Origin of the sequence: Paraburkholderia bannensis (genome assembly GCF_014200455.1) — a bacterium.
GTDB lineage: Bacteria > Pseudomonadota > Gammaproteobacteria > Burkholderiales > Burkholderiaceae > Paraburkholderia > Paraburkholderia bannensis_A.
The window spans coordinates 133548-158126 of record NZ_JACHBW010000005.1 but is presented as its reverse complement, the minus strand read 5'-3'; the positions used below and the strand labels follow the sequence as shown (position 1 = coordinate 158126).

General features: G+C 64.8%; 19 protein-coding genes. 11 read left to right on the top strand and 8 right to left on the bottom strand.

Annotated elements, in window-relative coordinates:
- Positions 1-121 precede the first annotated feature (121 nt).
- Positions 122-1030 carry a transcriptional regulator GcvA gene (gcvA, locus tag F4827_RS10510; protein WP_183723911.1) on the bottom strand — a complete coding sequence of 303 codons (909 nt, stop codon included), beginning with the start codon at positions 1028-1030 and terminating at the stop codon, positions 122-124.
- 114 nt (positions 1031-1144) lie between these two features.
- On the opposite strand from gcvA, the gene F4827_RS10505 reads away from it, so the two are divergent.
- From F4827_RS10505 to F4827_RS10480, 6 genes are all read left to right on the top strand, one after another.
- On the top strand, positions 1145-1921 hold the full coding sequence (locus F4827_RS10505) for a hypothetical protein (RefSeq protein ID WP_183723912.1): 777 nt from the start codon (positions 1145-1147) through the stop codon (positions 1919-1921).
- 64 nt (positions 1922-1985) lie between these two features.
- Positions 1986-2306 (top strand): antibiotic biosynthesis monooxygenase, encoded by a 321-nt coding sequence (locus tag F4827_RS10500; protein WP_183723913.1) that lies wholly within the window; start codon positions 1986-1988, stop codon positions 2304-2306.
- Positions 2307-2670: 364 nt separating this feature from the next.
- On the top strand, positions 2671-4245 hold the full coding sequence (glgA, locus tag F4827_RS10495; protein WP_183724041.1) for a glycogen synthase GlgA: 1575 nt from the start codon (positions 2671-2673) through the stop codon (positions 4243-4245).
- 77 nt (positions 4246-4322) lie between these two features.
- Positions 4323-6503, top strand: a complete 2181-nt coding sequence (gene glgX / locus F4827_RS10490; RefSeq protein ID WP_183723914.1) for a glycogen debranching protein GlgX — start codon at positions 4323-4325, stop codon at positions 6501-6503.
- A 172-nt stretch (positions 6504-6675) separates the two neighbouring features.
- Positions 6676-9105 carry an ATP-binding protein gene (locus F4827_RS10485; protein WP_183723915.1) on the top strand — a complete coding sequence of 810 codons (2430 nt, stop codon included), beginning with the start codon at positions 6676-6678 and terminating at the stop codon, positions 9103-9105.
- Between the two features lie 55 nt (positions 9106-9160).
- Positions 9161-9598: a response regulator gene (locus tag F4827_RS10480; protein WP_183723916.1), complete on the top strand. Its 438-nt coding sequence runs from the start codon at positions 9161-9163 to the stop codon at positions 9596-9598.
- Positions 9599-9625: 27 nt separating this feature from the next.
- Here F4827_RS10480 and F4827_RS10475 read toward each other — a convergent pair whose 3' ends face one another.
- From F4827_RS10475 to F4827_RS10460, 4 genes are all read right to left on the bottom strand, one after another.
- Positions 9626-9997: a nucleotide pyrophosphohydrolase gene (locus F4827_RS10475; protein WP_183723917.1), complete on the bottom strand. Its 372-nt coding sequence runs from the start codon at positions 9995-9997 to the stop codon at positions 9626-9628.
- Positions 9998-10046: 49 nt separating this feature from the next.
- On the bottom strand, positions 10047-11786 hold the full coding sequence (locus tag F4827_RS10470; RefSeq protein WP_183723918.1) for an ATP-binding protein: 1740 nt from the start codon (positions 11784-11786) through the stop codon (positions 10047-10049).
- Positions 11787-11818: 32 nt separating this feature from the next.
- Positions 11819-12487 (bottom strand): biliverdin-producing heme oxygenase, encoded by a 669-nt coding sequence (locus F4827_RS10465; RefSeq protein WP_311673094.1) that lies wholly within the window; start codon positions 12485-12487, stop codon positions 11819-11821.
- Positions 12488-12871: 384 nt separating this feature from the next.
- On the bottom strand, positions 12872-14884 hold the full coding sequence (locus tag F4827_RS10460) for a diguanylate cyclase domain-containing protein (RefSeq protein WP_183723920.1): 2013 nt from the start codon (positions 14882-14884) through the stop codon (positions 12872-12874).
- A 583-nt stretch (positions 14885-15467) separates the two neighbouring features.
- Between F4827_RS10460 and motA the strand changes: the two genes are divergently transcribed.
- The 5 genes from motA to F4827_RS10435 all read left to right on the top strand — a co-directional run bounded on the left by motA (position 15468) and on the right by F4827_RS10435 (position 19674).
- Complete coding sequence (gene motA, locus F4827_RS10455; RefSeq protein WP_183723922.1) at positions 15468-16337, top strand: flagellar motor stator protein MotA; 870 nt, start codon at positions 15468-15470, stop codon at positions 16335-16337.
- Positions 16338-16422: 85 nt separating this feature from the next.
- A complete protein-coding gene (motB, locus tag F4827_RS10450) occupies positions 16423-17352 on the top strand; it encodes a flagellar motor protein MotB (protein WP_183723923.1) in 930 nt (309 codons plus the stop codon).
- A gap of 81 nt (positions 17353-17433) precedes the next feature.
- On the top strand, positions 17434-17676 hold the full coding sequence (locus F4827_RS10445; RefSeq protein WP_183724054.1) for a hypothetical protein: 243 nt from the start codon (positions 17434-17436) through the stop codon (positions 17674-17676).
- A 124-nt stretch (positions 17677-17800) separates the two neighbouring features.
- Complete coding sequence (locus tag F4827_RS10440; protein WP_260175101.1) at positions 17801-18277, top strand: PRC-barrel domain-containing protein; 477 nt, start codon at positions 17801-17803, stop codon at positions 18275-18277.
- Positions 18278-18468: 191 nt separating this feature from the next.
- Complete coding sequence (locus F4827_RS10435; protein WP_183723924.1) at positions 18469-19674, top strand: hybrid sensor histidine kinase/response regulator; 1206 nt, start codon at positions 18469-18471, stop codon at positions 19672-19674.
- Here F4827_RS10435 and F4827_RS10430 read toward each other — a convergent pair.
- The 3 genes from F4827_RS10430 to F4827_RS10420 all read right to left on the bottom strand — a co-directional run bounded on the left by F4827_RS10430 (position 19617) and on the right by F4827_RS10420 (position 24556).
- The gene (locus F4827_RS10430; protein ID WP_183723925.1) at positions 19617-22238 is read right to left on the bottom strand and encodes a hybrid sensor histidine kinase/response regulator; all 2622 of its coding nucleotides are present in this window, start codon (positions 22236-22238) and stop codon (positions 19617-19619) included. The genes F4827_RS10435 and F4827_RS10430 overlap by 58 nt on opposite strands.
- Positions 22239-22263: 25 nt before the next feature.
- A complete protein-coding gene (locus F4827_RS10425; RefSeq protein WP_183723926.1) occupies positions 22264-23301 on the bottom strand; it encodes a 3-oxoacyl-[acyl-carrier-protein] synthase III C-terminal domain-containing protein in 1038 nt (345 codons plus the stop codon).
- 172 nt (positions 23302-23473) lie between these two features.
- Complete coding sequence (locus F4827_RS10420) at positions 23474-24556, bottom strand: aromatic ring-hydroxylating dioxygenase subunit alpha (protein WP_183723927.1); 1083 nt, start codon at positions 24554-24556, stop codon at positions 23474-23476.
- Positions 24557-24579: the final 23 nt, after the last annotated feature.

Below are 24579 nucleotides of genomic sequence, written 5' to 3'. Positions count from 1 at the left end.
TATCACGGTTTCCGCACCCGGTTTTAAAAGAACCGTCAAACCCTGATCCAGACACGCGCCTGAATTTAAATTAATGAATCAGCTGCGCGCGCAACGAATCGTATTATTTCCGCACAATAAATCAATCAAGCCCATCCAGAAACACCTTGATCTCATCGAGCAACCACGTCCTCAGCGCCCCAACCTTGTAATCGTCGCGACTCCCAATGCGATAAACCAGATCGTGCCCGCGCTCGGACTTCAGCCTGATCTGCGGAAACGGCGCTACCAGCCGCCCGGCCGCAATATCATCCGCAACAATCACACTCCGCCCCAGCGCCACACCTTCACCCCGTATCGCCGCTTCAATCGCAAGACTCCCGTGACTATACGCAGGCCCGCGATCGCTACGCACGCGCTCCACGCCCGCCAGCGCGAACCACTGCTCCCAGTTCGCCAGCATCCCGCCTTCATGCAGCAACGTGCAGCCCGCAAGATTCGTCACCGACTTCAACCCGCGCATTTTCTCGCGATAAGCAGGACTGCAAACCGGCGTCACCGTCTCTTCCAGAATACGCTCGGCCAGCAGGCGCGGATAACGCCCGCTGCCATAACGAATCGCAACGTCCGCTTCGCCTTCGTTCAAATCGATGAATTTATCGGTGACGTCGAGATGAACGTCGAGATCCGGAAAGCGCGCCTTGAAACGATGCAGGCGCGGCGCGAGCCATTTATTCGCGAATGACACGCTCGCGTTGATCTTGAAGCGCTCGACGCCGTCCTGGCCGCGCACGCGGTCGGCCTCTTTCGTGAGTTCGCCCAGCATGCGGGTGACGGCCAGCAGAAACTCCGCGCCCGCTTCGGTCAACACAATGCGGCGCGTCAGCCGCTGAAACAGTCGCACGCCCAGATCTTCTTCGAGCGTCTTGATATGCCGGCTGACTGCGCCGTGCGTGACGTGCAGTTCCTCGGCCGCCAACGTCATGCTCAGATGTCGGCCGGTGGCCTCGAAGGCGCGCAGCGTCTGGAGTGGGGGAAGCCGCTCGAACACAGTCGGATTATGTGTGAGTTTAGCTCACACATTATATGACGATAAATAGTTTGTCAGCCTCGCGGGCGATGCCCAAGATGAACGCACAGCCTCACTCAATGCCGTTCGCCCATCATGGATCTCCTGTTTTTCAAGCTTTTCATCACGCCCTTGCTGCTTTTGCTTGCGTCGCTCGCGGTTCGCCGTTGGGGCGAAGCGGTCGGTGGTCTGCTGGTCGGCATGCCGCTCACGTCGGGGCCGGTTTCGGTGTTTCTCGCGCTGGAACACGGCCCGGCGTTCGCCACCCAGGCCACGGCGGGCTCGCTCGTCGCGACCATTGGGCAAGTGGTCTTCTGCGTCATCTATTGCCGCCTCGCGGCGTCGGGATGGCGGCTCGCCTTGACCGGTGCGGCCGGTGCATTCGTGATCGTGGCGGCGCTGCTGCAATGGAGCGCTCTACCCGAAATGCTGCTGTTCCTGATCGCGCTGATCGCCATCACACTGGCGCTCAACGTCATGCCCAATCCCGCAGCGGCAAGCGCGAAGATCGACGCGCCGTGGTGGGATCTGCCCTTGCGCATGGTGCTGATTGCCGGGCTCATCGTGAGCGTTACGCTGATCGCGCCGTATGTGGGCGCAAGCGCAGCCGGCGTGATCGCATCGTTTCCGTTCATGGCCATCATCCTGGCGGTGTTCGCGCATTATTCGAGCGGCGCTGCCGCCGCCCAACAGGTGATGCGCGGCATGGCAACCGGTCTGCTGGGCTTCGCGGCGTTCTTCTTCGTGCTGAGTCTGCTGCTCACGCGTACGCATCTGGTGGTGGCCTACAGCAGTGCGATTTTCTGCACGCTCGCGATCCAGGCGCTGTCGTTCTATCGCATGCGCGTGCCGGCCGCGCTGCCGGTGGAGTGAGCGCGGCGCTTCTATAATCGGAAGCCCAGTCCTCCATCCCACCCGCACCCAACAGGATCGCCGCATGTATATCGCCATGAATCGCTTCAAGGTCGCCCTCGGTTCGGAAGCCGCGTTCGAAGAAGTCTGGACGAGCCGCGACACGCATCTCAAGGAAGTGCCAGGCTTCGTTGAGTTTCACCTGCTCAAAGGTCCGCAACGCGAAGATCACGTGCTCTACGCGAGCCACACTGTCTGGGCGAATCACGCCGCTTTCGAGGCCTGGACGCGCTCTGACGCCTTCCGCGCCGCGCATCGTAACGCTGGCAACAGCGGGCAAAGTCGCCCGCTCTACTTGAGCCATCCGGAATTCGAGGGCTTCGAGGTCGTGCAAACCGTCAGCTGACCACCAGCGAACCCTCGCCGTAGCGAAAACTGCACGCGCGCCACGCCAAAGCTACACAGCGCACGGCGCGCAGTGCCATACCGTCGCCTCGCACACGCCGCCCGCTTCCTCGCCCTGATCCCCCAGCGCCTTGCGCCATCGGCTTCTCGCCGCGCCGCAACATTCAGGCGGCTGGATTTCCTCTTGCACTCCCCGCTCTGGCCCGGACCTTGCTAACCAAACATGGGAGGCCAAGCTGGGCCGCTGCCGCGCCACCCGCTTCGCCTCCCACGCGTCGTCCCGCACCCGCATCGCCTGCATTAAGCGTTCTTCACCTGCACTCACCGGGGGAGTCACCTTGTCGCACAACGTTCTCAACGTTTTGATGGTCGCCGCCGAAGCCGCGCCGCTCGCCAAGAGCGGCGGCCTCGGAGATATGGTCAGTTCGCAGTCGATGGCGTTGCGTCGCCGCGGCGTCGACGCCTCGATTCTCCTGCCGGGCTACGAGTGTGCGTTCGAGCGCGTGATCGCGCCCACGCCGCTCGGCTATATCCGCGATCTGCCGGGGGGCGACGCGCGGCTGTGGCGCGCCGCCATGCCCGATTCGGACGTGCCGGTCCTGCTGCTGCAGATGGACCATCTGTTCGCCGGGCGCGGCAGCAGGCTCTATCAGGACGAGGACGGGCGCGACTACATCGATAATTTCGCGCGCTTCGCCTCGCTTTCGGCGGCGGCGGCGCGCATCGCCATCGGCGTGCGCGGCGTGAAGCGCCCGCGCATCGTGCATGCGCACGACTGGCATGCGGGGCTCACGCCGCTCCTGATGAAGCTCGCGGGCGCCTCGGCGCGCAGCGTGTTCACGATCCACAATCTGGCATTTCAGGGCAACTATCCGCTCGGGCTCGCGCCGTACGCGGGCATTCCTTCCGAACTGCTGGCGCCCGCGCCGCGCGAGCCGCGCAGCATCGAGTTCTACGACACGCTCAGTTTCATGAAGTCGGCCATCGTCCATGCCGATGCCCTGAACGCCGTGAGCGAGCGCTATGCGCGCGAGATCCTCACGCCGCAGTTCGGCAACCGCATGGAAGGCGTGCTGGCCGCGCATGCGCACAAGCTCACCGGCATCGTGAACGGCATCGACGATGCGCTCTGGAATCCGCAGACCGACACGCTGATCGCGCACCCCTACGGCCCCGACGATCTGGTGGGCAAGCACGCCTGCAAGAAGGCGCTGCAGCAGAGCTACGGACTGCATATCGATCCGTTCGCGCCGCTGGTGGCGATCGGCAGCCGCCTGAGCACGCAAAAGCTCGCCGATGTCGTCTGCGAGGCGCTGCCCGCCGCGCTGGCGCGCTGGCCGCGCGTGCAGTTCGCGGTGCTCGGCCAGGGCGACGCCGCCATCGAAGATTCCCTGCGCAAGCTCGCGGCCGAGTGGCCGGGGCGGCTGGGCGTGCATATCGGCTATGACGAAACGCGCGCACATCGCCTGCATGCGGGCGCGGACATTCTGCTGCATGCCAGCCGCTTCGAGCCGTGCGGCCTCACGCAGCTCTACGCGATGCGCTACGGCACGATTCCGGTCGCTTCGCGCGTGGGGGGCCTCGCGGATACCATCGCCGATTGCCCGCCATCGGCGGTTACACACCCGATTGGGCACGCCACCGGCTTTCTGTTCGATGGCGAGCGCGCGAGCGATATCTTCCACGCGCTCGGCCGCGCCTTCGATGCCTTCGCGCATCCTCAAGCTTGGCGCGTGCTCCAGCGCAACGCGATGCAGCGCGATTCGAGCTGGGACGCGCCCGCCGCGCGCTATCACGATCTGTATCGCGCGCTGGTCGGCGGCCAGAGCGCGCCCGTGGTACGCGCGCCGCGTCACGCGAATGCGGCGCCCCCGGCGCGCCGCACGAGCACGGCGCAGCGCCACCGCCGCACGCTCGCCGATGTTCGGCGCAGCGCCTGAACCTTGCCGCTTCCACGCTGATTTCACGCCGATCGGGACCGACACCTCGCGCCCCGATCCAGCCACTGCGAGAACCCATGAGCAAAAAGACCGCTACCCGCATCGCCGAAGGCCAGCCGTTCCCGCATGGTGCAACCTGGACCGGGCGCGGCGTGAATTTCGCGTTATTCTCGGCGAACGCGACCAAAGTCGAGCTTTGCCTGTTCGACAAGACCGGCCTGCGCGAACTCGAACGCATCGAGTTGCCCGAATACACCGACGAAATTTTCCACGTCTTCCTGCCCGATCTCGAACCGGGCGCGATCTACGGCTACCGCGTGCACGGCCCCTACGAGCCGGACGCCGGCCATCGCTTCAATCCCAACAAACTGCTGCTCGATCCGTACGCGAAAGCCCACGTCGGCGCGCTCAAATGGCACCCGGCCGTGTTCGGCTACACGCTCGACAGCCCCGACGCCGATCTTTCCTTCGACACACGCGACAGCGCGCGCTACGTGCCGCGCTGCCGCGTGGTCGACCAGACCTTCAGCTGGCACCACCCCTTGCGCGAGCGCGTGTCGCGTGAACGCGCGATCATCTACGAAACGCACGTGCGCGGCTACACGATCCGCCATCCCGACGTGCCCGAAGAAGAACGCGGAACCTTCGCGGGCCTGGCGAATTCGAAGGTGCTCGACTACATACGCGGGCTGGGCGTCACTTCGGTCGAATTGATGCCCGTGCATACCTTCGTCAACGATTCGTATCTGCTGGAGCGCAATCTCACGAACTACTGGGGCTACAACACCATCGGCTTCTTCGCGCCCGATCCGCGCTATTCGGTGGGCGAGCAAGGCTCGATCGACGAATTCAAGAACATGGTGGACCGCCTGCACCAGGCGGGGCTCGAAGTGATCCTCGACGTGGTCTACAACCACACCGCCGAGGGCAGCGAGCTGGGGCCGACGCTTTCGTTTCGCGGCATCGACAACGCCTCGTATTACCGCCTCGTCGCCGATAACCCGCGCTATCACATCAACGACACCGGCACCGGCAACACGCTCAATCTCTCGCATCCGCGCGTGCTGCAGATGGTGACGGACAGCCTGCGTTACTGGGTGATGGAGATGGGCGTCGACGGCTTCCGCTTCGATCTGGCCACCATTCTGGGCCGTGAACCTTATGGCTTTGACGAAGGCGGCGGCTTTCTCGACAGTTGCCGCCAGGACCCGATACTCGCCAGCGTGAAACTGATCGCCGAGCCGTGGGACTGCGGCCCCGGCGGCTACCAGGTGGGCGGCTTCCCGCCGGGCTGGGCCGAATGGAACGACCGCTTTCGCGACACCGTGCGCGGCTGGTGGAAAGGCGACGAAGGCCAGGCCGCCGATCTCGCCACGCGCCTCGCCGGGTCCGGCGACAAGTTCAACCGCCGCGGGCGCCGCCCGTGGTCGAGCGTGAACTTCGTCACCGCGCACGACGGCTTTACGCTGCATGACCTGGTCTCGTACAACGAACGCCATAACGAAGCCAATGGCGAAGACAACCGTGACGGTCACTCGGATAATCTTTCGTGGAATTGCGGTGCGGAAGGCCCAACCGACGACGCGGAAATCCGCGCGCTGCGCGAGCGCCAGAAGCGGAACTTCCTGGCCACGCTGCTGCTGTCCCAAGGCACGCCGATGCTGCTCGCGGGCGACGAATTCGGCCGCACGCAGCGCGGCAACAACAATGCCTATTGCCAGGACAACGAGATCAGTTGGGTCGACTGGAACGGCATCGACGAAGACGGTCACGCGCTCGCCGATTTCGTGCGCAAGCTCACGGCACTGCGCCATGCGCTGCCGGTGCTGCGCCGCAACCGCTTCCTGACCGGCGAGCACAACGCCACGCTCGACGTCACCGATGTCGAATGGCTCTCGCCCGCAGGCGTGCCGCTCACCGGCGAGCAATGGGGCGATGCGCAGATGCGATGTTTCGGCATGCTGATCGATGGGCGCTCGCAGACCAGCGGCATCATGCGCCTGGCCTCGGACGCCACCATGCTGATCGTGCTCAACGCCTATCACGACGTGGTGGACTTCACGCTGCCGTCGGTGCCGGGCAACGATCAGTGGAGTTGCCTGATCGATACGAATATGCCGGTGCGCGACGAATTGCCTGAATTCGAGGCCGGCGATATCTATCAGGTAACGGGCCGCTCGCTGCTGCTGTTCGCGCTGCATGCGCGCGGCGCGACGCAGCGGGTATTCGATCGGCTGGAGGAGAACCTGACGGGTTGAAGGACGGCATGCCCCTGCTAAAGTTTCGGCGAGCGGGCTATTCGGTCTACGCCTTTTCCGAAATCGCGGCACGCAAATTGCTGCTTTCTAAGGGATATGCGCGCAGAGTTTGCGCGCGCCCGACCAGCCCGACCCGCATTACGGAACGCACTGGCGTCCCAACGGAGCCCTCATGACCCATCCGGCGCCGCCCAGCGCGCATGTCACACACGCCGACTGTGCCAGCGAGCCCATCCACATTCCCGGCAGCATCCAGCCGCACGGGTATCTGATCAGCCTCGACGAGAACGGCCGCATCGTGCAATTGAGCGCGAACGTAGCTGCACTCGCAGGCACCCGCGCCGAGGATCTGCTCGGCGAAGCGCTTGCGCGCCTCATCGGCGACGCTGCTGCGCAGGCCACGCTGGCCGCGCTCGCGGAACCAGGCACGGACGGCACGCCGCGTCTGGTCGGCACGATCGCCGACCCGCGCGTCAAGCACAGCCCGCAAAGCATCGCGAGCGAGCCCGGCGGCGCTGCCACGCACCCGCCACATCCACCGCTCGCGATCGTTGCGCATCGCTACAACGGCCTCGCCATCGTCGAACTCGAACCCGCGCTCGGCACAGCCGACGTATTCTCGTCGCTCTATCCGCTCGTGCGCACGTTCTTGCGCGGCCTCCAGGAAAGCACGAGCGTCGACGACCTGGCGCGACTCGCGGCCAGCGAAGTCAAGCGCATCACCGGCTTTGGCCGCACGCTGGTCTACAGCTTCGACGACGACGGCAACGGCCACGTGCTCGCCGAGGCCATCGAGCCGGGTTACGCCTCCTATCTCGACCAGCATTTTCCGGCTACGGATATCCCCGCCCAGGCGCGCGCGCTTTATGTCCACAACCGCATCCGCCTGATCGCCGATGCCGATTACGCCAGCGTGCCGCTGGTGCCCCCGCTGCATCCGGCCACGGGCCGCCCGACCGATCTCACGTGGGCGTCGCTGCGCAGCGTCTCGCCTGTGCATGTGCAGTACATGAAAAACATGGGCACCGGGTCGTCGATGTCGATGTCGATCGTGGTGCGCGGGCGGCTCTGGGGCCTGATTTCCTGTCATCACGCCAGTGCGCGCGTGCCCGCCTTCGAGGTGCGTGCCGCCTGCGAGCACATCGCGCAGATGCTATCGCTGCAAATCGAAGCGCGCGAGGATCGCACCCAGGCCGAATACCGGCTCGAACTGCGCCGCCGCCTCTCGCGCCTGCTCGCGGCCATGGCCAATAGCGAACATTTCGTGAGCGCGCTGCGCGACGAGCCGCACGATCTGCTGGGCCTTGCCAACGCGGCGGGCGCGGCCATCGTGTTCGACGGGCGCATCGTCACGGTTGGCACCACGCCCGATACTGCACAGATCGAGCAGATCCTCACCTGGCTCGACGGCCAGAGCGGCGAGATCATCGCCGCCGACCATTTCGCCGATGCGGCGGGCGTGCCCTTTCATCACGACGCCGCCGGTATGCTCGCGGTCTCGATCTCGCGGCTCTTTCGCAACTACGTGATCTGGTTTCGCCCGGAGGTCGTGCGCGCACTCAATTGGGCTGGAAACCCGCGCGAGAAGCTGGCGACACTGGCGAGTTCGCTATCGCCGCGCGCGAGTTTCGACGTGTGGACCGAGGTGGTGCGCGAGCGCTCTCTGCCCTGGCATCCCGCCGAGCAGGAAATCGCGCTGGAATTTCGCGCCGCACTGCTCGACATCGTCTTGCGCCGCGCCGAAGAACTCGCGCAACTCGCGCTCGAACTGGGCCGCGCGAACGAGGAGCTCGAAGGTTTTTCGTACACCGTCTCGCACGATCTGCGCGCGCCGCTGCGCCATATCGCGGGTTTCGCCGATCTGCTCGCGCAAAACGAAAGCGCGAATCTCTCCACGCGCGGCAAGCATTTTGTCGAGCGCATCGCGGATTCCGCGCGCTTTGGCGGCAAACTCGTCGACGATCTACTGGCCTTTTCGCAGATGGGCCGCGCCGCGCTTCACAAACAGCGCGTGGATATGAACCGGCTCGTCGGCGAACTCGTGGCGGATCAGCAGCGCGATCATCCGCAACGCGCGATCGAATGGCGCGTTGCGCCTTTGGTCTCGCTCACCGTGGACCCGGTGCTGATGCATGTGGTGCTGCGCAATCTGATCGACAACGCCGTGAAGTTCACGCGTAACCGTGAGAATGCGCACGACCCTGCGATAATCGAGATCGGCTGCCGTGCCGGTGACAGCGACACGCCGCTGGCCGACCACGACATCGTGTTCGTGCGCGACAACGGCGTGGGGTTCGACGCGCGTTACGTCGGCAAGCTGTTCGGCGTATTCCAGCGCCTGCATCGCTTCGAGGATTTCGAAGGCACGGGCATTGGGCTCGCGAGCGTCAAGCGCATCGTCGAGCGTCACGGCGGCCAGGCGTGGGCCGAAGGCAAACTCGATGCGGGCACAACGGTCTCGTTCGCGATTCCGCGCGCCCCCGATGTACCGCCTGCGCAGAATGGCGCACTCAACGGCGAATCGGCCGCCGCGGCCGTTGCGCGTCTGGCTTCGGTGTCGCCCGATACGCAGCCGTTCAGGAACGTGCGCAAGCCCGAATGAAGTTCAGGACTGACTGTTTTTACGCGCCTGTGCGCGGTAGAGGAAGGAAAGCGTCGTGTTAAGACCCATCTTGCTGGTGGAAGACAATCCCAACGATATCGAGCTGACGTTGATCGCGCTCGAAAAGGCCCGGCTCGCGAATCCGGTGGTGGCCTTGCGTGACGGCGCGGAAGCGCTCGATTATCTGCGTCGCGAAGGCCAATGGGCCGATCGCGCCGATGAAAACCCCGCCGTGATCCTGCTCGACAAGAAGCTGCCCAAGCTCGACGGTCACGAAGTGCTCAAGGTCGTGCGCGAAGACGACCGGCTGCGGCGCGTGCCCATTGTCATGCTCACGTCGTCGCGCGAGGAAAAGGATCTGCTGCGCAGCTACGATCTGGGCGTAAACGCCTATGTGGTGAAGCCCGTGGAGTTCGACGACTTCATGGAGGCGATCAACGATCTGGGCGTGTTCTGGGCCGTGCTCAACGAGCCGCCGCCTTATAGTCGATAAGGCGTCGATAGACCCGCGCCAGGCGCGTCAAAGCTCGCTATGTTTTATGGCGTTGCCGCGCGCCTTGTCGACGGGATAGCGCGTCTCGTTCACGCGCACCTTGTCGGCGGCGGCCTTCACGAGATCGAAGCCCGCCGTGTGCGCCACCAGCAGCAGATAGATAAAAACATCGGCGCACTCCTGTTCGAGGTGCGCGCGGCCTTGTGCGTCGGCGAGCATCGCCGCGATCTGCGCGTCGTCTTTCCACTGGATGGTTTCGAGCAACTCGCCCGCCTCGATGCTGGTCGAGACGATCAGGTTGCGCAGCGTATGGAACTGCTGCCAGTCGCGCGCTTCGCGAAACGCGAGCACCTGCTGCATCAGCGCGTCGAGCGGCGTGGTAGGCGGAGAATCGGTCATGGCAATCTGCGTGGGAGCAATGACCGGATTGTAGCGTCAGTGCGCGGCCCTATCGGTAGCGCGGCAGACTCACGCGGAAGGTCGCGCCCTGTCCTTCGCCAGCGCTTTCAGCCCAGATCGAGCCGCCGTGCAAACGCACGATGCTGCGCGCGAGCCACAGACCCAGCCCCAGACCGGACGCCCGACCACTGCCTTCGGCCTGATAGAAGCGCTCGAAGATGCGCTCCAGCACATCGGGCGCGATACCGCGTCCCGAATCGCGCACGCTCAATTGCACCGCGCCCGCCTGCCCCGAAGCCACGCGAGTGGCGCGCACGCTCACGACGATCTCACCCGTCTCGCTGAACTTGAGCGCATTGGTCATCAGATTCCAGATCACCTGCCGCAGGCGCTTCTCGTCGGCCATGACGACGCAGGAATCCAGCTCATCGGCGATGAGGCGCACGCCTTTTTCCTCGATGCGCATGCGCATGTCTTCGGCGATATTGCCCGCCAGCGCCCCCAGATCGACCGGCGCCAGTTCGATCGAGAGTTTGCCCGTGGCGATCGCGCCGCTATCGAGCAGGTCGTCGACCATCAATGCAAGCTGGCGCGCGTTACGCTCGATCACCGTGCCTGCGCGCGCCATGTGCGCGAGGTCGCCGGCACGTTGCAGCAGCGTCGCCCAGGACTGGATCGCGCCTAGCGGCGAGCGCAATTCGTGGCTCACGGCGGCGACGAAGTGATCCATGGCGCGCGTGGCCTCTTCGCTGCGTTCGCGCGCAGCGCGCTCGGCCACAGCGGCGGCCTGGTGCTCCAGCTCCAACTCCTTGCGCATGGAAATATCGAGCGCGAGACCGATGATGGGCGCCGTGCCGCCCGCCGTGCCACCGGTTGTGCCACCGGTTGTGCCACCAGTCGCGCCGCCAGCGTCGCTGCCCGGCGCCTCGCCGCCACGCGGACGCGCCGCGCGCAACAGCACCCAGCGCCGCTCGCGACTGGGCCACGTGACGCGGAAATCGACCTCCACGGGCGCGTCGGCGAAACGCGCGGCGTCGAAGGCATCACGCACGCGCTCGCGATGCTCGACATCGATCAGCTCTCCGAACAGTCGGGATTCGGTGATGGTTGCGGCGGGGGGCAAACCCAGCAGCATCTTGAACTGATCGTTGCAGGTGAACATGCCGGTCTGCGTTTGCAGCTCCCACGCGCCGACGCGCGCGAACGCCAGCGCGTGCTGCAACTGTTCCTGTTGCAGACGCAACTGTTCGTTGGCCTCTTCCATGAGCACCTGACGCAGGCGCGCCTGCGAGCGCAGCTTGGCGCGCTCGCGTTGTTCGCGCGCCTCGTCTTCCATGCGCCCGGTGATGTCGTGCACACACAGGCCGTAGAGGCGCTCGCCGCGCGCGGTGCTCATCAGCGTGACGCGCGCCTGCCAGTAGCGCGGCACCAGCGGACCGGCAGCGCCGTCGGCGAGGTCGTAGCGAATCGGCGGACCAAGGCGGCTTTCGCCGGGCACGCCGCCGCCAAGCATGGTATCGAGCCACTGACGCCGCGCTTCGCGCTGCGCCGCCGAGCCCGCCTGGTTGATCTCGTAGATCGACCGCCCGACCAGGGCGGCGCGTTCGCTCGACACCAGCGCGAGATAGGCGCGATTCGCGGCCACCACCTGCATGTCGGCGTCCAGCACCAGCCAGGCGTCGGGCAACGCTTCGAAGATTTCGCCCGCGTCGACATCGACGCCGACCCTGGGCGCGGGCTCGCCCGGAGCAGCTCCGCCGGCCGGCAGGTCTGACAAGGGCTCGTACATGATGTCGCCGACGAGGCTGGCGCCGCGAGCGCTCAGGCCGTGACGGCGCCGGCCACGGCGGACGCTGCGCCGCGGTCTGCGGATGCAGACTCCGGCAGCAGCGCGATCAGCCGGTCGAACGCGGCGCGCGCGCCCGCACAGGCGAGATCGACGTCGCGCGGCGTATGCACCGCACGGCGCATCGCCGCGACGAAGGCATGCCAGCGCGGGCCAGGCGCGTTGCCGTCGCCGCTCAGATAATCGAGCGGATGCGGCGCGAACGCGCCCGCATAGCGGCGCAGCAGCACCGCGCCGCCCAGTTGCGAGCCTTCGATCACATAACAGGCGCCCCAACGCCATGCAACACCGGCTTCGAGCGGGGCAAGCGCTGGCGAGGCCGCGACGGCCGGCGCGCCTTCCACGCGCGGCAGCGCCTGCAAGGCCGGATGCGCGAGATCGCGCTCGATCAGCGCCAGGCGCGCCAGCGGCGGCAGCAAGGCGGGATCCTGCGGGCCATCGGCGAACCGCTGCAGCCAGGCGTCGAGCGGCGCGAGCCAGGCGTGCAGCACGCGTAGATGCTGCCGGTAATCGGCGAGAGTGGGTCTGGCGACGGCGAGCGGCATGGCGCGCTCGGCGCTCTCGTGGCGCGACGCGGTGGCAAGGCGCAAGGCGCCGAGGACGTCGACGAACGAGGATTCGGCTGCGGATCGAAGTGCGGTCACGGGTCGGGTCCGGGTAGGCAAACGTGCAAACGTACATGCGTTGAAACGGGGCCGCGGGCACGCAGCCATGGCGCGCACCGCGTATCTCTGGTCCGGGTTGCGTGGTCGATGCAGACCTCGGCGAACGGCGAGCGCCCTGCGCAGCGAACGCTCGCGCAATCAGGGCATTATCGCGTCAAGGCCGGATTTACGCACGGCGGCATGCGAAATTTGCACTGCCGCTTCGGGTAATGCTGCTGCAACGCCGCGATCGGACCATTGCGGCACACAGCAGCAGATTCCGTTCCCGGACCGTGCATCCGGGTACGGTTGCGCAGCAGGCTCCCGCCAGAACGGGGTGCCATTGAGCGGCTATTGAGCCGCCATTGCGGGGCCATTGCGCGGCTATTGAGCGGCCACCGCCGCATGCGAAGCCTGCCGCGCCAGCCGCCAGGTATTGCGACCCGCGCGCTTGGCCTCGTACATCGCGGCGTCGGCCAGCGCAAGCGGCTCATCCGGCCGCACGCCGGCCTCATCCGCGCCATGCAGCACCACGCCCACGCTCGCGCTGCATTCGATCACCTGGCCCCCCGCCACGAAGGGCCGCGCAAGCGACTGGCAGACCGCCTGCGCGATGCGCTCCGCACTCGCCGCCGCACTCGCCGCCGCACTAGCCACGCTGGCCGAACCGGCCGCACCGGAGATACTGGCCGCCTCGTTCACGCCACGGCTTACCACCACGAACTCGTCCCCCCCCAAACGGCTCACAAAATCGCCCGCGTGCACCGTCGACGTGAGCCGCTGCGCCACCTCGCGCAGCAGCGCGTCGCCGGTATCGTGACCATAGCGGTCGTTGATGCCCTTAAAGCCGTCCAGATCGATAAAGGACAGCGCAAACGGGCTTGCCTGCGCCAGCGTCGCCTGCAATTCCTGTTCGAGCGCACGACGGTTCGCCAGGCCCGTGAGCGGGTCGATCAGCGCGTTCTCGCGCAGTTCGCGTTCGGTGCGGCGCTGTTCGGTGACATCGTGCGAGACGACGTAAAAGCCTGTCACCTTGCCTTCACGCTCGGCCGGAATATAGGTCGTGCACCAGACGCGCTCTTCATCCGCGCGGTAGCGCACCTCCTCGCAAGTCACGCGTTCACCTGCCAGCGCGCGCTTGAAGAGCGGCTGCAACTGCTCGAACAATTCGGGGCGCAGTGTGTCGCGAATGCTCACGCCGCGCAGCACCGCCGAGGGTTTGGCCAGCACGCGTTTGAAGGTTTCGTTGTTGAACTGGTAACGCAGATCGCGATCCACCGCGGCAATCAACACGGGCAGATTGTCCGTGATGGTCTGCAAGGCGTCGCGGCTGCGCCGCAATTCGGCGGTGCGCTCGCGCACGCGCTCTTCCAGCTCCACGTGATAGTTGCGCAGCGCTTCTTCGCTTTTCTTGCGGCTGTCGATGTCCTGCACCGCGGCGATGAAATGCAGCGGCACGCCGGTCGCGTCGCGCAACAGCGTCACGGCAAGATTCACCCAGATCGCCGTGCCGTCCGGGCGCACGTAGCGCTTTTCGGTCGTATAGGTGGTCTGCTTGCCGGCCACCAGTTCCGCCGCGAGCGCGACATCGGAGGCGACATCGGCCGGATGCGTGACCTCGGCGAAAGTCAGCTTGCGCAGCGTCGCCTCGTCGTAGCCGGTGATTTCGGTGAAGGTGGGATTGACTTCGAGAAAACGTCCGTCGAGCGCGACCAGCGCATTGCCGATCGGCGTTTCCTTGAACACGGTCGTAAAGCGCGCCTCGCTGATCGCGAGCGAGCGGCGGTCGCGCTCATGCGCCGTGCGCGAGCGGATCAACTGGCGGCGCACTTCGAGTTCGCGCTCGATCAGTTCGGCATATTCGGCCAGCGCCTGCGCGTCGTCCGCTTCGAAACTGCGCGGCTTCGTATCGATCAGACAAAGCGTGCCGATCACCTGGCCATCGGCGAGACGCAGCGGCGAACCCGCATAGAAGCGGATATAGGGCGCGCCCACCACCAGCGGATTGTCGAAAAAACGCTCGTCGTCGTGCGAGTCCTCCACCACCAGCATGCGTTTGCTGAGCACGGCATGCGCGCAGAAAGACACGCTGCGCGGCGTCTCGCAGGCCGCCAGGCCGTGGTGAGACTTGAACCACTGCCGGTCTTCGTCGACCAGCGACACCAGCACGATGGGCACGCTAAACGCCCGTGCGGCCAGTCTGGCGACACGGTCGAACGCTTCTTCCGGCTCGGAATCGAGAATATCCAGACGTTTGAGCGCGCGCAGGCGCAGGCCCTCGTCGAGCGGAAGCGGTGCAGTAATCATTCGGTGACCCAGGCCATAACCACGGCGGAATCGGCGCACGATGCGCCGCGCGCCGGAGTTCATCATGAGGCGCTGTGCAGTGTTGCGCATCGCCTTGCTTCTGTTTACGGCATCTTTCAGGAAATTTTTACCCCAGGCGACGCACTTAGCTGAAAACCCTCATCGCGCTCGCAAACGTTTTAATAGGCGCATGAGTGTGTGCTTGACGACCTTCGGGCGTCCTCGTGCGCGGCCGGACAGGGCGCCTTCGGAGCCTTGATTTCCGTCGCTTTCGCCATTCCGGCGACCCCGACAATTAATTCGGATATCGAATCAAGCTGCAAAAAATTCCGCATCGCTCCCTGCAAAAATATCTTTCGAATGGCTTCAGCAATATGACGCGCCGCCGTAAAGCAGGCCACGGATCTTTAGCAAAAACGTCATGAAAACACCCGAACAGGCAGTAAAAATTACTCTTCGCCATCCGTTTGCGAACGCCGCCCGACTCGCAGGCAGTCGCCCGCGCGCGACCAGTGCAGCGCCGCGCGCCCGTCGCGCCGGCGTGCTGTGGGTACGTCATGCGGGCGCCGCCACCAACTTCGCGACACGCCGCCTGTTGGCGCGCAATCGCACGCGCCGCGCCTGAGAGACGCGCCGCCTCGCTGTTTGATTCACGGGAAAACAAGGAGACTTCATGTTCGTCGCAATCGGCTGGATCGTGGTCCTGGGATCGGTAATCGGCAGTTTCGTGGGAGTAGGCGGTCATTTGCCCGCACTCGTGCAACCGTTCGAACTGCTATGCATTTTTGGCGCGGCGCTGGGCGCTTTCGTGGTGAGCAATCCGCGCGCGACGCTGGGCAAGACACTCAAGGCGCTGCCCACCTGTTTCAAGGGCGGCGGCTATACCAAGGCGCAGTATCTCGAACTGATCGCCCTGCTTTATGAGCTGCTTCAGAAGGCGCGCAAGGAAGGCATGATGGCGCTCGAAGCGGATATCGAAGCACCGGAAAGCAGCCCGCTGTTCCAGAAGTACGAGCGCGTGCTGGCCGATCATCATCTGCTCGACTTCATCGTTGACTATCTGCGCATGATGTCGAGCGGCAACGTGAATCCCATCGAGATGCAGGACCTGATGGACGAGGAACTGGAGACGCACCACTCCGAAGTCTCGGTCGCGCCCAATGCGATCCAGAAGATGGCCGACGGCCTGCCCGCCTTCGGCATCGTGGCGGCCGTGATGGGCGTGGTGCATACGATGGGTTCGGTGGGTCAGCCGCCCGCCGTGCTGGGCGAGATGATCGCCGGGGCGCTGGTGGGCACCTTCCTCGGCATTCTGCTGGCTTACGGTTTTGTCGGCCCGCTCGCCGATCTGCTCAACGCCAAGGGCCGCGCCGCCGCCAAGCCGTTCCAGTGCGTCAAGGCGGTGCTGCTCGCCTCGCTGGCCGGCTATGCGCCGCCCGTGGCGGTGGAATTCGGCCGCAAGGTGCTGTTCACGGCGGATCGTCCAAGCTTCAAGGAACTCGACGAGACGGTGCGCGCGACCCGGTCGCCCAAGGCCGCCTAGGCGCTTCGATATCCGATAGAAGGCCGCTTGAAGCCACTTTGAAGGCCGTTTTCGGCGGCCAAGACAGGAAGTTCAGGAGATTGACATGGCAGGCGCAAAGGACAGCCAGAGCAGCAAGCCCCCGGTCATCGTGCGCCGCGTGAAAAAAGGCGGCCACGACGCCCATCACGGCGGCGCATGGAAGATCGCTTACGCCGACTTCGTCACGGCGATGATGGCCTTCTTCCTGCTGATGTGGCTGCTGGGATCGACTTCGCAGTACGACCGCGACGGCATCGAAAAGTACTTCAATACGCCGCTTTCGAGCATGCTGGGCGGCAAGCCCAATTCGGCCAATCCCAGCCCGAGCATCATCAACGGCGGCGGCCACGATCTGTCGAACAAACTGCCCGCCGTGGGCGGCGCGAACGCACAGCCTGCCGCCACTCACGCCGTTTTGCGTGCGCCGGGCGAAAACGCCGACAAGACGCGCCTCGCCGGACTCAAGGCGCGGCTTTCGGCGCTGATCGAGCAAAAGCCTGCGCTGAGCGCGTTCAAGGACCAGATCCGCGTCACCATCACCGACGAGGGCCTGCGCATCGAAGTCGTCGATTCGCTCAAGCGGCCAATGTTCGCGACCGGCAGTGCGAAGCTCGAAGACTACGCCTACGCGATTCTCGTCGAGATCGGCAGCGCGCTGAACGACGTGGACAGCGGCGTGTCGATCGCCGGCCATACGGATTCGGTGCCGTATTCGGGCGGTCTGGCCGGCTACTCGAACTGGGAATTGTCGAGCGAGCGCGCCAACGCGGCGCGGCGCGCGTTGGTGGCCGGACATCTGCGCGAAGACCGTTTGCTGCAGGTGCGCGGTCTTGCCGACGTACTGCCGCTCGATCAAGGCGACTCCGATAGCGCGTTGAACCGGCGCATCAGCATCCTGGTGATGAACAAGGCGGCGGAGCGGGCGTTCTTCCAGAACGCGGGACATCTCGCAGCGCTCGCAGGTGCAGGTGGGGCGCCAAAGGCAGCCTCCTGACGCCCTGACCCAGGCGCAGTCCTTGCGGAAGGTGATGGCATCGACCGGGCAGATCCGGTGGACTTTAGAGGGAGCGATGCCATGAACGCGAACACCGAGCAGCAAAGCGGGCCAAAGCAGGAAAGCCCGCAGCAGGAAGAAGAGAAGACAGAAAAGAGCACCGAAACCCGCGCGCACGAGGAGGCGATGCGTCACCCGAAAACCGCCCAACATAACGACGACGAGCGCAGCAAGATGCCCGAACGTCACGACGAAGACCGCAAGCAATCGCCCGCGGACCGTCCAGGCAAGCAGTCCGGCGAAGGCGAAACGCCGGTGGGCTGATTCTCGCGGCCAATGTGCGTGCCGCCCCACCTTGCGGCACGCACATTGCGCTACAGAAGGCACGACGGCCGGCCCGCCACGGATCGGCCGAATTCAACGAAGTGCCTCAAGCAAGGAGACGGTCATGCCTACCTTTACCCCCAATCCCATGCCTACCGGCAATGGCGCGCGCATCGTCGGCAAGGGCGCATCCACGGCTGCCGGCCCCGGCCCCGATGTCATGGCCGCCAGCACGCTGGATAGCGACAAGATACTTAGTTCGGATGGCGAAGAAATCGGCAAGGTCAAGGACATCATGCTCGACGTGCAAAGCGGACGCATCGCCTACGTGGTGATGTCGAGCGGCGGTTTTCTCGGCATCGGCGACAAGCTGCTGGCCATTCCCTGGAATGCGCTCACGCTCGACACGAGTCGCAAGTGCTTTCTGCTGAATGTGTCGGCGGAACGCGTGCGCAGCGCGCCAGGCTTCGATAAGGATCAGTGGCCGTCGATGGCCGATGCCACGTGGGGCAGCACGGTCCACGCTTACTACGGCAGCGAGCCGTACTGGGAAGGCGTCGATCCCGTGGTGCCCCCGAGTGACGATCCGGGCCGCCATTGAGTTGAATCGCCCAACGCTGTAAAGGGTCAGCCAGGCCGCCCCGTTTGGGGCGGCCTGGCCTGTCTTTGAGCGGTGGGCCTGGCGTTTCCTGGCGTTTGCCAGGCTATCATTCCACCCAATACCACGCTCGCAGGCTCGCTCAACGGGCGCCGCAAGCCGCCACTGACAAACGCTCATCGACCAGGACCACGATGACCCAGCCTTCCGCTGCGCCGCTCTCCATTCTTTTCGTCGACGACGACGAACTGTCGCGCGTCCATTTCGAGCGGGCAATCGATGGCACGTGGCCCGTTCATCTGGCGCGCAACGCCGAAGAAGCGCTCTCGATCCTTGCGCGCCATCACGCGGAAATCGCCGTGCTCGTGACCGATTTCCGCATGCCCGCCGACGACGGCGCCAGCCTGCTTGGCGAGGCGGCGCGGCGCTATCCGCACATCGTCGGCATTCTGGTGACCGCCTATGCCGACAAGGACATGCTGCTGCAGACCGTCAATTCGGGCAATGTGTTCCGCGTGCTGGAAAAGCCGCTTCGCGTGAGCGCGATTCGCGGCGTGGTAAGCGAAGCGCTATCGCGGCACGGCGAGCGGGAAGCGCACCAGCAGCGCCTGCTCGCGATGAACGAGACGCTGGCGTTCCTCGCCCACGAACTGAATACCCCACTTGCCACCATTGCGCTGTTCGCGGGCAACGTCCAGAACAATGTCGCCGATCTGAACGCGCCTTCGAGTCAGGCCGATATCGCCCAAGCCGCCACCCTGATGCTGAATAACGCGCAGTACTGCATGGCTCTGATTTCGTCGTTCTGGGACACCCTCAACAAGAGTTCGAGCACCGCATCGCTCGCGCCGGAAGGCGGGCGTGACGCCACCGCCACCAAACTGGTTTCGGCGCTGCTCGACAGCTGGCCGTTTTCGGCCTCGCAACGCGACTGGATCAGCGTGGACCTCAAGTCGGATTTCGTCGTTCACTCCATGCCCAATTGCGTGGTGCTGGTGCTGTCCTCGCTGCTCGCCAATGCGTTGCGCGCGCTGGCGAATATCGCCGCGCCCGCCTTGCGTATCGAGATCGTCGGTGGTTCTGCGCCTGAAATTCGCGTGCACGACAACGGCACGGGCATCCCGCCCGAGGTTCAGGCGCGCCTGCTGCGCGACCCCGTCACCACACATGCGCAGGACGGCGGGCACGGCATGGGAATGATCTTCTGCAACCGCGTCATGCGCTCGCTGCGCGGCGGCCTGAAGATCGAGTCGACCTGGGGCGAAGGCACCACCGTGACCATGAGCTTCGGCGAACACAATGTACCCGCCGGAACGGCAAGCACGGCAGCAACGGAGCCGCTTCAGTCGTCCGCGAACGTGCGCCGCGAATCGCCGAATCCCGTCACCACCACGAAGTAAGCCTGTAACGCGTCCGCCGAGCGGGTGCCCAGCGTGATGAGCGCCTCCAGCCAGCCCGCCTCGGTGGGCACGCTGCCTTCCTGCATCTCCGGATAGAGCCGCCGCGCGAAGCTGTGCAGGGCCTTTGCGCCGATATTCCCGCTCACCCCCAGCAGAATATGCATCGAATGATGCAGCGCGCGGCCATCGTGGGCGCGGGCGTGCGCGCCGATCTCTCCGATCAGCGCGCGAATCTGCGCGATGCCCTTGAGAAAGCTGGGGTCGAGCAAGCCCAGCGAGGCCAGTTCGTCCAGTTGCAGCGCGTCGAGCAGATCCTCGTCGGCGATCTGGGCGGCTTCGGCGATGGGCGGCGCAGGCGCTTTCGGCACCGCTGGCGCGTTCGCAGCCTTGCGCGCCATGGGCTGCTGCGGCGCCGCGGCCGTGGGCCGCGCAAGGGCCCCGCGCGTGTGCGCGAACTGCCGCGAAAGGCTGGCATAAAGCGCCCCCACCCGCACCGGCTTGACCATCACTTCGTTCATGCCCGCCGCGAGACAGGCGCGCAACGCTTCGACGTCGGACTGCCCCGTGAGCGCGACAATCGGCAACTTCGCATTCGCGCCGTCCATCCTGCGGATCAGGCGCGCCGTTTCGAGCCCGTCCATGCCCGGCATATTCAGGTCGATCACCACCGCATCCACCGTTCTGCCGGTCTTCAGCAGGTCGAGCACCTGTTGGCCGTGTTCGGCTTCCAGCACTTGAGCGCCGCAGCGTTCCAGATAACTCTTGGCGATCAGACGGCTATAGGTGTCGTCGTCGGCGAGCACGATCAGACGGCCCGCGAAGCCGTCGAAGCGCGCGCGTTTGCTGTTGCGCGCGCCGCTTTCCATGATCGACTGCAGCAAGGTGAGGAATTCGATTGCGCTGCTCGATTTGCTGATCATGTCGTCCATGCCCGCGTTGCGCGCCAGCATGGCGGCAACGCCCGGCGGCTCGACCGACCACGCAACGATGGGCACGTTCGCGTTGGTCTCATGACCGCCCGCGCGAATCGCTTCGGTGGCCGTGTAGCCGTCGATGCCCGGCATATTGATATCCATGATGACGAGGTCGATCGTCGGGCCTTGCTGCAACATCGCGATCGCCGCCTCGCCGCTTTCGGCTTCGCTCACGAGCGCATGCACGCCCGTGAACGCCAGCGCGGCGCGCGCGCGCTGGCTCTCGTCGTCATCGACGATCAGCACGCGCTTGCCCGCGAAAAACTCCGCGGCGCGCGCGAGCACCTGCTGACGCTGGTCCGCCACCTTGCTTTCGGCAACCGGCGGAAACGTCAGCGTGAACTGCGTGAATTTATCGACTTCCGATGCGCAGGTGATGGTGCCGCCGAACGAGCGCATCGCGCGCTGGCAGTACGCCAGGCCCAGTCCCGTGCCCGCCGCGTTGCCGTGCGTGCGAAACGGCGCGAACAGATGCGCCATGGCCTCGGGCGCGATGCCGGGCCCGGTGTCGTGCACCGTCACGACGTGCTGATCCACGGTAATCGTCAGCTTGGCCGACTGACGCGTGGTCATGTGATGCAAGGCATTGCGAATCAGGTTGAACAGTGTGAACAGATAGACCGTTTCATCCACGCCGAAAATGAAATCTTCGATCACGACCAGCGAGACGCGAGCCCGCTCCCTGGCATCGCTGAAACCGTATTCGTCGAGCGCCTTGCGCGTGGTTGCGGCGGCGCTCAGATAGCTGACCTTGTCGGCGCGCAACGGTTTGGCGCTCACTTCGTCGAGCGTCATGGCGATGATGCGCAGCCCACGGTCGATCGCGATCTGGCCGTGCGCGAGATGCTGCGAAAGCGACGCCAGATTGCCGGAGGTCTGCGCCGGCGAGTCGCGCGCCACGTCCATGCCCGCGAGCCCGTCGTCGATGCGATCGAGCACGTAGCGCAACTGGCTCAGCGGGTTGCGCATCTCGTGCGCGATGGTGCCCGCGAGCGCGCGCAACGCCTCGCTTTTTGCCTGCGCGGTAATGCCCTTCATATTGCTATGGCAGAAGGTGATGCCCGCGCCGATGCCAAAGGCGAACACCGGCAGATAAACGTAAAGCAGCAGATGCGAATCGATCTGCAGCGCCGACGGATCGCGCCATGCGACGCAAACGATTGCAAACCCTATGCCGATGGCCAGATTGACCGTCAAGGCGATATACGAAGGGAAGATCGCAATCAGGAAAAAAACCATGCCCAGTTCGGCCATCGACCAGAGCATCGAATAATGACCGGCAAGCAGGTAATACGTGAAAAAGAACGGCAGCGAGTACGCCACCGTTCCGAAGTAGTACCAGGGCAGAAAGCGCTTGAGCGAAGCCGGCCAGAAGCGGCGCAACAGCAGGAGCAGGCTCGCCAGCGAACCGATCAGGCGCATCAGCGCGCTCTCGTTCGGCTGCGGATCGATAAAGGTCCACCAGACCCAGTAAAGCGGGTGTCCGAATGTTCCAATCACGCCGACGGCAAGCACGCTGTAGTCCGAGACGTGATAAGCGTCGCGGATCCGCTGCATCACCAGGCGGGCGCCCCCTGCAATGGCTCTCATCTCACTCTCTTCTTGTTTTGCTGCCTTAGAACCTGAAACTGCTCACGTTGAACGACATGCCTGCGCTGCCAACCCAGCATGCGGCCCGGTCGCCGCGCTTGAGTCTGCCGCTGTCTTTCGCCATCGCCAGTGCGGCGGGAATCGACGCAGAGACAAGATTACCGGTCTCCGGATAGATGTGGAACATCTTGTCCTCGATCCCGGCTTTCACGCCATAGCCATGCCATGCGGCTTTCGACGAGGCATGCGTGAAAACGATATCGATCGCCGATTTTGGCACCGAGAGCTTGCCGAATACTTCGGTGATTTCATCCGAGTTCTTGTGCAGCTCATGGCCATACGATGTAAAGCGCATATCACCATTTCGGCCAACCCGCTCGGTCGGGTGGCAATAGCCCTCGTAGCCGTGGATCGGAATCGTGCAGAAGTCGGCTGCGGCGGGCTTGCCGCGAAATACGAACTCGAAATTGTCGGGTTCTTTGGGTACGACCAGCGTGGCGGTGGCGGCTTCCCCAATCGTGAACGATGGTAGCGTGTATTCGATCTGCGCGTGATTCTTCAAGGCGAAGTTCGACGGGTACAGCGGGCCGCCTGCGAGCATATTGAATTCGGCGTTCACGATCAGGGCGTTGCGGTATTGACCCGCCTTGAACAGGCTGTCGACCAGTGACATCGCGCGGGTCCAGCTCATGCATGCGTCGACGACGTCGAAGCATTCGGCATTCACGAAGCCCAACGCGCTGGCCATCATGTGGCTATTGCCCGGTTCGAGAAAGCCGCGCCCGATACCCACGAAAATAAACAGCTCGATATGTTCGGGGCGCAGATAGCTTTCCGAAAGCGCCTTGCGCGTTGCCATCGCGACATGGTCGATGGGCGACTCGTGGCTTTCGCACCAGCGTCGCGTGACCAGACCGCTACGGTCCAGCAATGTTTTTATGGTCCGCAGACTGCGATCGATCTCGCCATCGAATCCCACCGAATGCGAGCGGATCATTTCGATGACCTCTTCGTTGGTAACGACTTTCGAAGGCAGGCTGACGGCTACGTTCTTGATAAGCATGTAAGTCCCGTGAAAAGCGTGATGGATGAGTAGCACTGCGTGCGCTTTTCGCCCGGTCTGGTCCCGACCGGTCCTGAACGCTGCGTTGCAGCCGGGCAAAAAGCGCCCCCACCGTGTATCACGATTTTCTTTTTCTTCGCCCAGGTAAAACTTTCCATGGCGAAGAATGCCTTCAGCATGCATCCAGCGCCCAGGACGCCACCTCGCGCCGCGCCGGACAGGCAATCACCTTCACTTCGCGCCGCGCGCCATCGTGCACGGCCTCGCCAACCTGCCAGCCGCGCTCCTCCAGCGCCCGCACGCGCTGCCGGAACGCTATCTGCAAGGCGTCCGACTTCACCGATACCTCGCTCTGCCAGCCCTGCGGCACGCATTCGGGACGAATGCGTTCCAGCACCGCATGGTCCTCGGCGAAGATGCGCAGATTGCGCCGCCGGAACCGGCCGTCGAAGATCGCCTGCTTCAGGAAGGTGCGGCCCATCATCCAGTACGTGCGCGTATGCAGCGCATCCACCGGCACGTGCGCCGATGCGATGAAAATCCGCCAGCCGTTGCCGAGCGTGAGTTCGAGCGTCGCGCAGGGGCCGCTCAGGTGAAAGCCGGTCTGCGTGATGACGTCGACGTGTTCGCCCGTTGGCGTGCGCCGCAGCAGCCCCTTGCGCCGCGGGCGGCGCATGACGAGCTGCGCGTGCGCGCTCCAGGCGTCGGCGCTGCGCACTTCCACACTGTCGATCTCCGGACGGTCCGGCGCACCGAAGGAACTGCCATGCACGAACGGCGCATGCGCGAAATCCAGCCCGTTTTCGACGATGCGCTCCCAGTTGGCGCGCCAGTCGAAAGTGCCATGAATCACGCGCACCTGGGGATCGTCGGCCCAGGCGAGCGCGGGCAGCGGCGGGCGTTCGGCCTCGGGCAGATCGCCGAGAAACGCCCAGACCCAGCCGTGCCGCTCGATGACGGGATAGCCGTCCACGCGGGCCCTGGCGGGCACGCGCGCGTCGGGTTGCGCGGGAATTTGGGTGCAGACGCCGTCGCCGCCATAGCGCCAGCCGTGATACGGACACTGGACCTCGCCGTTGACGCGGCGCCCCGCGCTAAGCGATGCGCCACGATGTACGCAGATATCGGACAGCATGCGCGCAGCGCCCGCCCCGTCGCGATAGACGACGAAGCGATGACCGAGCACCGTGACCGGTAATAGCGCGTCGCGCAGATCGGCCGAAGCGGCCACTACGTACCAGAGATTCTTGAGCATGAACTTTGTGCGGAGATACGCGT

Bases quoted from the DNA above. Each gene is read 5' to 3' on its own strand.
- F4827_RS10475 (WP_183723917.1), bottom strand. From the start codon at position 9,997: ATGACCGATTCTCCGCCTACCACGCCGCTCGACGCGCTGATGCAGCAG.
- F4827_RS10430 (WP_183723925.1), bottom strand. From the start codon at position 22,238: ATGAGAGCCATTGCAGGGGGCGCCCGCCTGGTGATGCAGCGGATCCGC.
- F4827_RS10440 (WP_260175101.1), top strand. From the start codon at position 17,801: ATGCCTACCTTTACCCCCAATCCCATGCCTACCGGCAATGGCGCGCGC.
- glgA (WP_183724041.1), top strand. From the start codon at position 2,671: ATGGTCGCCGCCGAAGCCGCGCCGCTCGCCAAGAGCGGCGGCCTCGGA.
- motB (WP_183723923.1), top strand. From the start codon at position 16,423: ATGGCAGGCGCAAAGGACAGCCAGAGCAGCAAGCCCCCGGTCATCGTG.
- F4827_RS10445 (WP_183724054.1), top strand. From the start codon at position 17,434: ATGAACGCGAACACCGAGCAGCAAAGCGGGCCAAAGCAGGAAAGCCCG.
- F4827_RS10470 (WP_183723918.1), bottom strand. From the start codon at position 11,786: ATGTACGAGCCCTTGTCAGACCTGCCGGCCGGCGGAGCTGCTCCGGGC.
- F4827_RS10500 (WP_183723913.1), top strand. From the start codon at position 1,986: ATGTATATCGCCATGAATCGCTTCAAGGTCGCCCTCGGTTCGGAAGCC.
- F4827_RS10425 (WP_183723926.1), bottom strand. From the start codon at position 23,301: ATGCTTATCAAGAACGTAGCCGTCAGCCTGCCTTCGAAAGTCGTTACC.
- F4827_RS10435 (WP_183723924.1), top strand. From the start codon at position 18,469: ATGACCCAGCCTTCCGCTGCGCCGCTCTCCATTCTTTTCGTCGACGAC.
- motA (WP_183723922.1), top strand. From the start codon at position 15,468: ATGTTCGTCGCAATCGGCTGGATCGTGGTCCTGGGATCGGTAATCGGC.
- F4827_RS10485 (WP_183723915.1), top strand. From the start codon at position 6,676: ATGACCCATCCGGCGCCGCCCAGCGCGCATGTCACACACGCCGACTGT.
- F4827_RS10505 (WP_183723912.1), top strand. From the start codon at position 1,145: ATGGATCTCCTGTTTTTCAAGCTTTTCATCACGCCCTTGCTGCTTTTG.
- glgX (WP_183723914.1), top strand. From the start codon at position 4,323: ATGAGCAAAAAGACCGCTACCCGCATCGCCGAAGGCCAGCCGTTCCCG.
- F4827_RS10420 (WP_183723927.1), bottom strand. From the start codon at position 24,556: ATGCTCAAGAATCTCTGGTACGTAGTGGCCGCTTCGGCCGATCTGCGC.
- F4827_RS10460 (WP_183723920.1), bottom strand. From the start codon at position 14,884: ATGCGCAACACTGCACAGCGCCTCATGATGAACTCCGGCGCGCGGCGC.